This window comes from Budvicia aquatica DSM 5075 = ATCC 35567 (assembly GCF_000427805.1).
Lineage (GTDB): Bacteria > Pseudomonadota > Gammaproteobacteria > Enterobacterales > Enterobacteriaceae > Budvicia > Budvicia aquatica.
The window spans coordinates 32,917-46,085 of record NZ_KE386588.1; the positions used below are offsets into that span (position 1 = coordinate 32,917).

At 45.9% G+C, this 13,169-nt stretch carries 10 protein-coding genes and 3 tRNA genes; 9 read left to right on the top strand and 4 right to left on the bottom strand.

Annotated elements, in window-relative coordinates:
* Window positions 1-8 precede the first annotated feature (8 nt).
* From gsiB to YWE_RS0124015, 5 genes are all read left to right on the top strand, one after another.
* The gene (gene gsiB / locus YWE_RS0123995; protein WP_029096720.1) at window positions 9-1,559 is read left to right on the top strand and encodes a glutathione ABC transporter substrate-binding protein GsiB; all 1,551 of its coding nucleotides are present in this window, start codon (window positions 9-11) and stop codon (window positions 1,557-1,559) included.
* 133 nt (window positions 1,560-1,692) lie between these two features.
* Window positions 1,693-2,613, top strand: coding sequence for a glutathione ABC transporter permease GsiC (gene gsiC, locus YWE_RS0124000; RefSeq protein WP_029096721.1), 921 nt, complete (start codon window positions 1,693-1,695; stop codon window positions 2,611-2,613).
* A 9-nt stretch (window positions 2,614-2,622) separates the two neighbouring features.
* Window positions 2,623-3,528 carry a glutathione ABC transporter permease GsiD gene (gene gsiD / locus YWE_RS0124005; protein ID WP_029096722.1) on the top strand — a complete coding sequence of 302 codons (906 nt, stop codon included), beginning with the start codon at window positions 2,623-2,625 and terminating at the stop codon, window positions 3,526-3,528.
* Window positions 3,529-3,643: 115 nt separating this feature from the next.
* Entirely contained in the window at window positions 3,644-4,699 is a 1,056-nt protein-coding gene (locus tag YWE_RS0124010) for a DmpA family aminopeptidase (RefSeq protein ID WP_029096723.1), read from the top strand.
* Between the two features lie 26 nt (window positions 4,700-4,725).
* Entirely contained in the window at window positions 4,726-5,544 is an 819-nt protein-coding gene (locus YWE_RS0124015) for a M55 family metallopeptidase (protein WP_029096724.1), read from the top strand.
* A 54-nt stretch (window positions 5,545-5,598) separates the two neighbouring features.
* Here YWE_RS0124015 and YWE_RS0124020 read toward each other — a convergent pair whose 3' ends face one another.
* A complete protein-coding gene (locus YWE_RS0124020) occupies window positions 5,599-6,102 on the bottom strand; it encodes a ClbS/DfsB family four-helix bundle protein (RefSeq protein ID WP_029096725.1) in 504 nt (167 codons plus the stop codon).
* A 755-nt stretch (window positions 6,103-6,857) separates the two neighbouring features.
* Here YWE_RS0124020 and YWE_RS0124025 point away from each other — a divergent pair.
* From YWE_RS0124025 to YWE_RS0124035, 3 genes are all read left to right on the top strand, one after another.
* Window positions 6,858-7,556: an MgtC family protein gene (locus tag YWE_RS0124025; protein WP_029096726.1), complete on the top strand. Its 699-nt coding sequence runs from the start codon at window positions 6,858-6,860 to the stop codon at window positions 7,554-7,556.
* Window positions 7,557-7,793: 237 nt separating this feature from the next.
* Entirely contained in the window at window positions 7,794-10,511 is a 2,718-nt protein-coding gene (gene mgtA / locus YWE_RS0124030; protein WP_029096727.1) for a magnesium-translocating P-type ATPase, read from the top strand.
* Between the two features lie 71 nt (window positions 10,512-10,582).
* Window positions 10,583-10,822: a hypothetical protein gene (locus YWE_RS0124035; RefSeq protein WP_029096728.1), complete on the top strand. Its 240-nt coding sequence runs from the start codon at window positions 10,583-10,585 to the stop codon at window positions 10,820-10,822.
* A gap of 82 nt (window positions 10,823-10,904) precedes the next feature.
* Here the strand turns inward: YWE_RS0124035 and YWE_RS0124040 are convergent.
* From YWE_RS0124040 to gltX, 3 genes are all read right to left on the bottom strand, one after another.
* Window positions 10,905-10,980 (bottom strand) — tRNA-Ala (locus tag YWE_RS0124040).
* Between the two features lie 55 nt (window positions 10,981-11,035).
* Window positions 11,036-11,111 (bottom strand) — tRNA-Ala (locus tag YWE_RS0124045).
* 318 nt (window positions 11,112-11,429) lie between these two features.
* A complete protein-coding gene (gene gltX / locus YWE_RS0124050; RefSeq protein ID WP_029096729.1) occupies window positions 11,430-12,848 on the bottom strand; it encodes a glutamate--tRNA ligase in 1,419 nt (472 codons plus the stop codon).
* A 244-nt stretch (window positions 12,849-13,092) separates the two neighbouring features.
* On the opposite strand from gltX, the gene YWE_RS0124055 reads away from it, so the two are divergent.
* A tRNA-Val gene (locus YWE_RS0124055) sits at window positions 13,093-13,168 on the top strand.
* The last annotated feature ends 1 nt before the right edge of the window (window position 13,169 follow it).

Genomic DNA, 13,169 nt, shown 5'->3' on the forward strand with positions numbered 1-13,169 from the left:
CACGATTTATGTCTAAACTTACGCTTCCACGTAAAACGTTGCTCGCCGCTGGTATTGTTACACTAGCCAGCTTTAGCGCGATGCCAGCCTTTGCTGATAAGGATGTGGTTATTGCCGTATCCTCGAACTTCACTACCTTAGACCCGTATGATGCTAACGATACCCTCTCTCAGGCGGTCTCTAAGTCTTTCTATCAGGGAATGTTTGGCTTTAATAAAGATGCAAAATTAGTCAATGTTCTGGCAGAAAGCTATGACGTTAGCCCAGACGGTTTGGAATATACCTTCAAACTGCGTCAGGGTGTGAAATTCCACGATGGTACTGACTTTAATGCTGATGCAGTAAAAGCCAGCTTTGATCGGGTCACTAATCCGGAAAATCACCTTAAGCGTTTTAATATGTTCAACCGCATAGCTAAAACTGAAGTGATTGACCCGTACACAGTAAAAATGACACTACGGGCACCTTACTCAGCCTTTATTAACTCACTGGCTCACCCGGCCGCTGTGATTATGTCTCCTACCGCTCTGCAAAAATACGGTAAAGACATTGCGTTCCATCCGGTCGGCACCGGTCCATTCCAGTTTGCTGAATGGAATGCCACTGACTATATGAAGGTCAAAAAATTCGATAATTACTGGAAGAAAGATCTGCCGAAGGTCGATTCCATCACTTGGCGTCCGGTAGTTGAAAATAATACCCGCGCAGCCATGATGCAAACCGGTGAGGCTCACTTTGCTTATCCGATTCCTTATGAGCAAGCCAAGCTATTAGAAAAAAATCCTAAGCTGGAAATGGTCTCTGCGCCGTCAATCATTCAACGCTATATCAGCTTCAATGTGACGCAAAAACCTTTCGATGATGTAAGAGTTCGTCAGGCAATTAACTACGCGATTAACAAAGAAGCGCTGGCGAAAGTCGCTTTTGCCGGCTATGCCAATCTGGCTGAGGGCGTGGTGCCTAAAGGCGTAGACTTCGCTACCAGCTACGGTCCATGGCCCTACGATCCGGCCAAGGCAAAAGCATTGTTAAAAGAAGCGGGTTACCCGGACGGTTTCTCAACCGTATTATGGGCTAACGGTAACAGCACCACGGCTCAAAAAGTCATTCAGTTTGTTCAACAGCAGCTTTCTCAGGTTGGAATTAAAGTCCAGATTGAAGCGATGGAAGCGGGTCAACGTGTTGCTAAAGTCGAAAGTATTCAGTCACCGGATAAAGCCGGCGTGCGGATGTACTATGCTGGCTGGTCATCATCGACGATGGAATCTGACTTTGCGTTAACACCGCTGCTAGCAACGGCTTCATGGCCACCAAAAATGTTTAACACCGCTTATTACAGCAACCCGGCGGTGGATAAGAACCTAGAAGATGCCCTGAAAACCACAGACAGAGAAGCTAAAGCAAAATTATACAAAGAAGCTCAGGACCAAATTTGGGCTGATGCTCCTTGGGCCTTCTTGCTAACCGACCAGCTACTGTATGTTCATAGCAAAGACCTAAGCGGCATGTATGTCATGCTGGACGGGTCATTTAACTACGAAGATATTCAGCTGAAGTAAGCTGCAATATTGTGATCAATCAGTATCAGCGCTCTCTGCAGAGAGCGCTTTCAAGCCCTTTATATTCATCACTGATATAAACCGGCAGTGGTTATTGTTTACGTCGTTGTACGTAGTTTTCTGAGTCTGAATCATGCTGAGTTATTTTATAAAACGATTATTTGGACTAATACCGACGCTGTTGATCGTCATGGTTTTAGTATTCTTATTCGTTCATATGCTCCCTGGCGACCCGGCTCGCTTAGCGGCAGGTCCCGAGGCTGACGAAACCGTTGTCAATATGGTCCGTAAAGACTTAGGCCTTGATCAACCACTTCCTCAGCAGTTCGTTCGTTTCTTCACCAATATCATCCAGGGTGATTTTGGCACGTCAATGCGAACCAAACGTCCAGTGAGTGAAGAGATTGCCGTGCGCTTTATGCCAACATTTTGGTTAACGGTTACCAGTATGACTTGGGCCGTTATCTTTGGAATGGGGATCGGCATTATTTCTGCCGTATGGCGCAACCGCTGGCCCGATCGGGCAGGAATGACGCTTGCCGTATCCGGAATCTCCTTCCCCTCCTTTGCATTAGGTATGCTGCTGATGCAGGTATTCTCCGTTAATCTCGGTTGGTTGCCGACCGTCGGAGCCGATAGCTGGCAACACTATATATTACCGTCGATTACCTTGGGCGCTGCGGTAGCCGCCGTTATGGCCCGCTTTACCAGAGCCTCTTTTGTCGAAGTTCTGCAAGAAGACTTTATCCGTACCGCCCGTGCAAAAGGTCTTAAAGAACGCGTGATCGTCATTAAACACGGATTACGCAATGCCATGATACCGGTTGTCACTATGATGGGCCTGCAATTCGGCTTCCTGCTCGGTGGCTCTATCGTTGTTGAAAAAGTGTTTAACTGGCCCGGCCTTGGCCGCCTGTTAGTCGACTCGGTGGAAGCCCGCGACTATCCGGTTATTCAGGCAGAAGTTCTGCTGTTCTCGCTGGAATTTATTCTTATCAACCTAATCGTTGATATGTTATATGCCGCGATAAACCCAACCATTAAATATAAATAAGGAGCAGATATGAGTTCATCAAGCACTGTCGAACCGACCATCGTGTCCGCTTCTGCCGATAAAAATGTCCGTACTCCGTGGAGTGAGTTTTGGCGTAAATTTCGGAAGCAGCATATTGCAGTTGCCGCCGGAGTTTTTGTCCTGTTCTTAGTCCTTATTGCTATTTTAAGCCCGTGGATTACCCCTTTCGATCCGGAAAACTACTTTGATTATGAGCGATTGAATGAAGGTCCTTCCGCCCTCCACTGGTTTGGGGTTGACTCATTGGGCCGGGATATCTTCAGCCGCATTCTGGCCGGAACCCGCATATCTCTGACAGCCGGCTTCTTTTCCGTGGCTCTGGGCGCACTAATCGGAACCTTTATGGGACTGATGGCGGGATATTATGAGGGCTGGTGGGATCGCATCACTATGCGTATCTCTGATGTTCTGTTTGCCTTCCCGGGTATTCTGTTAGCGATCGGCGTGGTGGCAATTATGGGTAACGGCATGTCCAACGTGATTATCGCCGTTGCGATATTCAGCATTCCGGCATTTGCCCGACTGGTCCGCGGTAATACGCTAGTGATTAAACAACTGACCTATGTAGAAGCCGTTCGCAGCTTAGGTGCGTCAGACTGGACCATCATTATGCGTCATATACTGCCGGGAACCATCTCATCTATCGTCGTCTATTTCACCATGCGTATTGGTACTTCAATTATCACGGCTGCCAGCCTGTCATTCTTAGGCATGGGTGCACAACCGCCGATGCCTGAATGGGGTGCGATGTTGAATGAAGCCAGAGCCGATATGGTGATGTCGCCGCACGTCGCGATCTTCCCAAGCTTAGCCATATTCCTCACGGTGCTGGCCTTTAACCTGTTAGGTGACGGTCTGCGTGATGCATTAGACCCGAAAATTGACAGAAAATAATAGAAACTCAGTGTCGTATCGCAATCTGCTCACCCAAGTTGCGATACGATAACTGGCTAATTTAATATCGATATCATTCATTCCATCACATCACTGTACCAAAAGGATGCCCGCGATGAGTGCCCCAGATTCCATTCCTTTTATCGGCCAGCTTTCTGCCGGTCGTCATAACTTAATTACCGATGTTCCCGGGCTCAGCGTTGGCCACAGCACGTTAAACAACCGGGATCACCAAACCGGTGTAACCTTAATCAAACCACATAGCGGAAACCTGTTTTGCGATAAAGTCCCTGCGGCTGCAACCGTCCTTAACGGCTTTGGTAAAAGCATTGGTTTAGTTCAGGTTGAAGAGTTAGGCGTGCTGGAAACCCCGATAGTCCTGACCAATACGTTTTCCGTCGGCGCCATGGCACAGGCTCAGATTCGTCAGTCGATAAAAGAAAATCCTGAAATTGGCAGGGAATGGTCTACGGTTAATCCGCTGGTATTCGAATGTAATGATGGCTATCTCAATGATATTCAAGCAATGGTATTGGGTGATGAACATTACCAACAGGCACTCAATAATACACAAGCCCAGTTTATTCAGGGTGCAGTTGGTGCCGGCCGCGGAATGTCATGCTTCGAATTGAAAGGGGGTATTGGCTCCGCCTCCAGAGGGGTAACGCTAAAATCCGGTGAGTCGTATACGGTTGGAGCCTTAGTTCTGTCTAACTTCGGCCGGTTACCCACCCTGACTATCGCAGGAAAACATCTTGGCCCCTTAATGCAAGAACGGCTGGCATCGCAAAAACCGCTGACGGAAGAAAAAGGCTCAATCATTATCATTGTTGCAACCAATGCTCCACTGGACTCTCGCCAGTTAAAGCGTTTGTCACTACGTGCCGGCGTTGGTTTATCACGCACCGGGGCTTTCTTTGGTAATGGCAGTGGCGATATTGCTTTAGCATTTTCGACGGCTTATACCCTTCCCCAGCAAACTGACAGGCCAATGCCCGCAATTTCATTTATCCATGATGCGTTGATCGATCCGCTGTTTCAGGCAACGGCCGACAGCGTTGAACAAGCTATTATCAATGCGTTATGGCATGCAGAAACAACCGTTGGCCGTGACGGCCACCGTCGTTTCTCTCTGTTAGATATTGCCCCAGATATACGTAATTTACTCTGAGTTATGAACTAAACGGGAATCATACAATGAAAATTTTAATCTCTACTGATATTGAAGGCGTTGCCGGTGTATTTCATCCTGAGCAGGTCCGCCCCGGTAACGGAGAATATGAACGCGCCAGAGTTTGGATGACCAATGAAGCCAACGCGGCCGTTAGAGCCGCTTTTGACGGCGGAGCAAAAGAGGTGGTGGTGAACGACTCCCACGGAAGCTTCCGCAATATTATTGCAGACAAAATGGACCCTCGCGCCTTGCTGCTTCAGGGGAAGCCGCGTTATTTAAGTATGGTCTCCGGAGTGGAAAGATCGCCTGATGCACTATTTTTAATTGGGCATCATGCAAAATCTAAAAGCCGCGGGATTTTAGCCCATACCATTAATAGCTTTGCCTTCTCGCGCATCTGGCTCAATGATATGGAACTGGGTGAAGCCGGGCTTTATGGCGCATTAGCCGGAGAGTTTGATGTACCTGTCGCCATGATTGCTGGCGATGATGTGTTTATTCAAGAAACCCTGCCGCTGTTCCCGGGTACAACCTTTGTTGAAACAAAACAGGCTGAAGGCCAGAACGGCGGTTTATCCCTGACGCCGGCTCAATCGTGTGAAGCAATCTATGATGCCGTCAGAATTCTGATAGAAAACCCAAGCAGTTGGCATCCGTTTAAAATCACCTCACCGATTACCTGCCGCCTTCAAACCCAAACGCCGGCCCTTGCCGACCTGTTCGGTCAATTACCTATTGTAGAGCGTCTAGAGGGCGATTTACTGCGTTTTGAAGCCGACTCAGTGCAATCAGCCATTAGAATACTGAATTGCTTCTCGGCTATGTCGAGCATGTTGCGGTAAAGCATCTGAGTATAACAAAGCTCCATACAGGAGCTTTGTTATCACGCTAAATCATCATCTACTTTTCTTAAAGCGGATTAATTTCTTCAATGCCCAATCATAATGGCTGGACGTTGCCGAAATAAAATAGGCGCCTAACGAAGTTGAACCCGTCCACTGATAATGTTTTTTAGTGAATAATTCTTCTTCGGAATGACCGGCCATCATCGATTGTAACTGATGATGGCTTTCATCCAGCCGGTTACGTGCAACGGACAGGCTCATATCCTGATACTTTTGCCAAATGACCTGATTTAATTCAGGCAGTGTACGCCAGGTATACCCTGCTGCCGGCATTAGCGGCTTTTCTCCCGCCATGCCGCACCGATACCAACCTAACATCATCAAATGCCATTCATATAAATGAACTAAAACATCTCGAATATTTCGATCCCTGTCTTCAAAAGGAAACTCTTGTTCCATAGCCTCCGGAGGAAAGGAATCTATCAGGCATAACATCTTAGTAAAATTTTGCTCACTCAATGCTAAAAGCTGCTGTTTGTCTGTAGGTCTTGCCATTATCAATGTTCCTTCAGAATCAGTTTTATCCATCATATCGATAAAAAGTAACGATAATATTGATCTCATACAACGGCGAAGCCCATCAAGCTAGTCGTTCAATTACCGCCAGATTCATTCAAAATTATAATACCGATAGAAAAATGCCTAAAATCAACACTAAACGGTTGTTTTCAATGTGTTTGAATTTATATTATCCGTCCTATAAATGCCTTATATAGATGCATATATTGCTTAATTGATTGCTTATTAAGGAATCAAGGCTTTACACCATAAAGATACGCTGTTATATTTCTTCGGAAATTCATGTGAGGAAATAAAATAATTGGACAGTACAAACTATAGCGACATAAGTAAGGCAAGCTAACTCCTCCTGCGTGATTTGTTGCTTGCCGAATTCGGCGGGCACACAACCTCTTTTAACATGTTGTATTCCCGAAAATATATTTTTGCCTGATGGAATAAATCCGTCATGCATGTTATCGGATATTTAATATGACATTTTTCAATAATTCTCTTTTCCCTCCGGGCCATATCGCAGCTTAATACTCAGTGTTTTCTGAGCATATTATTCTGTGTGCTATATATACTCTAAATAACTCGATATTCAGGAAAGCGGTAAGCAAGAAATTATTCCGATAAGCTTAATCAATTAAGTAAGTGATTGCGGTAATCAAATACAGCTAGCGCACCTGAAACTGAAGTATGGCGTGTACAGCACATGATTATTCTTCCTGTATTTATTGGAGAGAATCATGGCATTGACCCCTTTTGTTTTAAATTTATTACTCGCAATGAGCCTGGGTGCATTGATTGGCTCTGAGCGCCAGTGGCGCCAACGTATGGCAGGTCTTCGAACTAATGCCCTGGTCTCTACAGGTGCCGCCGTTTTTATTCTCAGCGCGGCAACAACCTCACCCGATAGCCCTGGTCGCATTGCAGCACAGGTTGTTTCCGGCATTGGCTTTCTTGGTGCAGGCGTCATCATGCGTGAAGGCATGAATATCCGCGGCTTAAATACGGCAGCTACGCTATGGTGTTCAGCCGCTATTGGCGTGCTCTGTGGCTTGAATCAATATTGGGAAGCGGTAATTGGTACCTCGGTAATCCTGAGTGCCAACATATTATTGCGCGAAGCCGCTCAACGAATTAATCAACAACCTCAGCAGCATGCCGTAGACCTGGAAGTGCGTTACCGGATTCAGGTCACCTGCCATTCTCAGGATGAGATTCTGGTCAGGACCTTAATATTACAGGCCATGAATAATATGGCTATCCGCCTGCGATCTTTATATAGCGCTGATCTTGTTGAGCCTGACTTATTAAGCGTATGTGCGGAAATAATGGGTACACCGGCAGCACAAAAAGAAATAGAAGGTATTGTCTGTCGGGTTAGCCTAGAAAAAAGCGTTAGCGCAATTCAGTGGCAGGTAGTTTCTGAGCTGCCTGCATAATAATGACCTAATTCTGCGATTTATATTCATCAAGTATATAAATCAAAATAATAACTAACTGAATAAGGAGTTAGCTATGACTGAACCACCGAGGATATGCGCAACTTAATTTATCAGGTATATATAAAATAATTACTCTGGTAAAGGAAAATTCATAGATATAGGCATTTCACCTTATTTAATAAGGCGGGATAGCTACGTCTATAAAATATAAAAATCGTATATGAGATACGTATTATGACCTATATAAATAAAGACAGCGGGCTGAAAAAATCAGCACGTAATGATAAAAACACCCCTATTTTTATCATTGAAACAGAGTCTAAAAATAGCTTAGAAAGAACGCTATCCAACATGATGACTGACCGTCAGGGGTTGGATGAAGCCACCGTTGCTGAACGTCAGGAGTTCTATGGTAAAAATCAGGTAGTCCATGAGAAAGCACCTCCGGCGCTGTACCAGTTATTACAGGCTTTTAATAATCCGTTTATTTTTATCTTACTCGTTCTGGCCGCCATCAGTACCTATACCGACTACTGGATGCCGCTTAAGCAGGGAGAGGAAACCGATCTAACCGGAGTCATTATTATTGTCGTCATGGTATTACTCAGCGCTTTTTTACGCTTTTGGCAAGAATTTCGCACCAATAAAGCCTCTGAATCACTGAAATCCATGGTGCGCACAACGGCAACCGTGCTGCGCCGGCGTCAGAATACGTCATTGCCGGAGAAAGATGAGATTGATATTCAGCAGTTAGTTCCCGGCGATATTATCTATCTTTCAGCCGGAGATATGGTTCCTGCCGATATCAGACTGATCGAATCTCGAGACTTATTTATCAGTCAGGCAGTTCTGACCGGTGAATCACTACCGATTGAAAAATATGATGTTCTGAGTGCCGTCGCCTCTAAATCTGATAGTGATACTATGGCTCAAGGTGAAAGTAACCTTTTAGCATTACCCAACATCTGTCTGATGGGGACCAATGTTACTAGCGGAACAGCAAGCGCAGTCGTGGTCGCTACCGGTGACAAAACTTACTTTGGCTCTCTGGCTAAATCGATTGTGGGCACTCGTTCACAAACTTCCTTCGATCGTGGGGTGAACAGCGTCAGTTGGCTGCTAATCCGCTTTATGCTGATTATGGTCCCTATCGTTTTACTGATTAACGGCTTTACTAAAGGCGATTGGGGCGAGGCGTCACTGTTTGCCTTAGCCGTCGCCGTTGGGCTTACGCCAGAAATGTTGCCAATGATAGTCAGCGCTAACTTAGCTAAAGGGGCTATCGCGATGTCCCGTCAGAAAGTCGTGGTCAAACGCTTAAATGCTATCCAAAATTTTGGCGCAATGGATATCCTGTGTACTGATAAAACCGGTACGCTGACTCAGGACAGAATCATTCTTGAACAGCATCTGGATGTGAACGGCCATGTCGATGAACAAGTATTGCATTTAGCTTGGTTAAACAGTTTTCATCAAGATGGAATGAAAAATCTTATGGATCGGGCCATCGTTCATTTTGGTGAACAGGCTCCCGGCATTGATGCCCTTCGCCATTACACCAAAATAGATGAAGTGCCCTTTGATTTTATTCGTCGCAGGTTATCCATTGTCGTTCAAGATCAGGCACAAAATCAGCTGTTAATCTGTAAAGGTGCCGTCGAAGAAATGATTTCGGTCTGTAGCCAGATAGAAGAGCATGGCCAAATTCAACCGTTAAGTGAAGTACGCCGCAATGAGCTGCTCGCCTTAGCCAATGACTATAATCAGCAGGGATTTCGAGTACTTGCTCTGGGGGTCAGAGAACTGACTGAGCAAGAATGCCAAACGCCATTCAGCGCTCGTGATGAGCACGACCTAATCCTGCGTGGTTTTCTAACTTTCCTCGATCCGCCAAAAGAAAGTGCAGAAAAAGCCATTGCTGCGCTGCGTGAAAATGGCGTTGAAGTGAAGGTATTAACCGGCGATAACCCGATAATCACCGCTAAAATTTGTCGAGATGTCGGCCTGGAGCCGGGCACTCCACTGTTAGGTGCTGATATTGATAAGCTCACCGATAAAGAGCTCGCAATAGAGGCCGAGCAGCGCACCATATTCGCGAAGCTGTCACCGCTGCAAAAATCCCGTATTTTACGGATGCTGCAGGCTAACGGACATACGGTAGGGTTTCTCGGCGATGGCATTAACGATGCGCCTGCATTACGAGATGCCGATGTTGGTATATCCGTCGATACCGGTACTGATATTGCCAAAGAATCCTCAGATATTATTCTGTTGGAAAAAAACCTGATGGTATTAGAAGAAGGGGTAATTAAAGGCAGAGAGACCTTCGGTAACATCATTAAGTATCTCAGTATGACTGCCAGCTCAAACTTCGGCAATGTGTTCTCAGTTTTAGTCGCCAGCGCCTTTATTCCATTCCTGCCGATGCTAGCGATTCATTTACTTCTGCAAAATTTGATGTATGACATTTCCCAGTTGTCACTACCATGGGACAAAATGGATAAGGAGTTTTTACGTAAACCGCGTAAGTGGGATGCCAAAAATATCGGTCGCTTTATGCTCTGGGTCGGACCAACGTCCTCTATTTTTGATATCACAACCTTTGCACTGATGTGGTTTGTGTTCTCCGCCAATACCGTTGAGCAGCAGTCATTGTTCCAGTCAGGATGGTTTATTGAAGGTCTTCTTTCACAGACGCTGGTCGTTCATATGCTACGTACACAAAAAATTCCGTTTATCCAGAGCCGGGCTGCGCTTCCGGTCATGCTGATGACGGGGTTGGTCATGGCTATCGGTATTTATATCCCCTTCTCTCCTCTGGGGCATATCGTCGGGCTGGAGCCGCTGCCTTGGTCATATTTCCCTTGGTTAGCCGGTACGCTCCTGTGCTACTGCATTGTTGCTCAAATGATGAAGCGTTTTTATATCCGCCGCTTCGGTCAGTGGTTCTAATCATAACGACATTCCCCGGGCTCACCCGGGGAATCGCCCTACCTGAGATCTCTGGATCTGAGGAGTCAACAATGAAAAAATGCTACGCTCTGCGAAATACATATGTGGTGATAAAAATCACTGAATGGTATGGATACCTGTTGATGCAGTTAGTTATGTGGGGCTATCGCCGACAGATGTTAACGTTAAAACAGGCTGTATCCGGTCTTAGCTACTCAAACCAACAGACCCGACGGGCACTGAAACAACTACGAATTATCAGGGAACGAAGAAAAACGGATCGATTAAGACACAAAGAAAAAACCAAATAACAGACGTAAAAAAACCGGTTAACATATTTATATTAACCGGTTTTTTATATTCACTGACCAATAACTATCAATGAACCTAATGTGGTGGAGCTAGACGGGATCGAACCGTCGACCTCTTGCATGCCATGCAAGCGCTCTCCCAGCTGAGCTATAACCCCACAATACTGGAATAAAACACGCTGTTTTCGCAGCGACTTCTGATAACAGAAGATTTGGTGGAGCTAGACGGGATCGAACCGTCGACCTCTTGCATGCCATGCAAGCGCTCTCCCAGCTGAGCTATAACCCCACAACATAAATCATCACTATATAAAATAGGACGGGCGCATAATATGAAACATAGGGGATGCCTGTCAACGGCTAATTAGTACAATTAGACCGAGCGTCGAAAAAGAGAGCAATTCAGGCCTGTTATCATCAATATACCCAGAATAATTTGAGTTACATCGCTGCATGCAGCGACCTCATCGGGGCGACTCAAGTAAGTGATTCGGGCGAGCAAGCACAGCCAACAAAGATGTCGCGTGAAGGACAACCGGTATCACACGGTTATAACCAACAAAAGCCGGGTCAGACATGCACCCGACTTTTCATTACCAATCAATGATTATTGCTGTTGAGCTTCTCTTTCAGCAATAAAAGCCAAAGCCCGATCGATACGAGCCAAGCTGCGAGACTGACCAATAGCGTGCACGGTGACGTCCATAGACGGAGATTGGCCGCTACCAGTAACGGCAACCCGTAAAGGCATTCCTACTTTACCCATACCAAGGCCTAGCTCAGCTGCAGCCCCTTCAATAGCCTGATGCACATTCTCTGTTGTCCAGCTACTGATGGCGCTTAACTTGGCGCGTACAGCTTCCAGAGGCTCTTTAGCTACCGGGCGCAAATGCTTCTTAGCGGCATCAGCATCAAACTCGTCAAACTCTTCATAAAAATAACGGCAGGCGGTGGCCATTTCTTTCAATGTCTTACAACGCTCACCAAGCAGCTTAACAATTTCGACCAGTTGAGGGCCGTTTTGAGTATTAAAGCCTTGCTCATGGATATGCCATGACAAGTGCACCGCAACGTACTCTGGCGGCAGGTGGTTGATATAGTGATGATTGAGCCACTGAAGTTTTTCAGTGTTAAATGCACTGGCTGATTTACTGACCGCATCCAGCGTAAAGAACTGCTTCATGTCATCAACGGTAAAGATTTCCTGATCGCCATGAGACCAGCCTAAACGAACCAGATAGTTCAGTAAGGCTTCAGGCAAATAACCGGCATCACGGTACTGCATTACGCTGGCAGCACCATTACGTTTAGATAATTTTTGGCCATCATCACCTAAAATCATCGATACGTGGGCATATTCAGGAACCGGAGCATTTAGCGCTTTCAATATATTAATCTGGCGTGGAGTATTATTGATATGGTCTTCACCGCGAATAACGTGGGTAATTTCCATATCCCAATCATCAATGACAACGCAAAAGTTATAGGTTGGCGCGCCATCAGTACGACGAATAATTAAATCGTCCAGTTCCTGATTGCTAAACTCAATCGGGCCACGGATTTTATCATCAAAAATAACCGAGCCTTCCTGAGGGTTACGAAAACGCACTACGTGCGGCTCATTGTCGCCATGCGCACATTTAGCATCACGGCAATGTCCGTCATAACGCGCTTTATCACCGCGAGCCATTTGCTCTTCGCGCAGCTTTTCAAGACGTTCTTTAGAGCAATAGCACTTATACGCCGTACCCGCGGCCAGCATTTCATCAATCACGCCGTTATAACGGTCAAAACGTTTAGTTTGGAAATATGGACCTTCATCCCAATCCAGACCTAACCAGTTCATCCCGTCCATAATGGCATCAATCGCCTGCTGAGTTGAACGCTCCAGATCGGTATCTTCAATACGTAAAACAAATTCACCGCCAAAATGACGGGAGAAAAGCCAAGAGTAAAGCGCAGTACGCGCTCCGCCTACGTGTAAATCACCGGTCGGACTCGGAGCAAAACGTGTTTTTATTTTCATGGACATTGAGCATTAGCCTTGTTGCAAGATTTAGTCGGCAAATTGAATTTGATATTTGAATTTAACCTGAGTAGCCATATTCTATCACTACGCGCTGAATCCTCAACGTTCAAGGCGCAATCAAAAGTGATTTAAAACTCAAAACCTAGACTCAACTGACTAAATTTACGACGAACAATCATATTCAATGAAAAAACAATTGACTCAATTGGTCGGTTCCCTATAATGCACCTCCACACGAGAAGGGTGATTAGCTCAGTTGGTAGAGCACCTCCTTTACACGGAGGGGGTCGGCGGTTCGAGCCCGTCATCACCCACCAT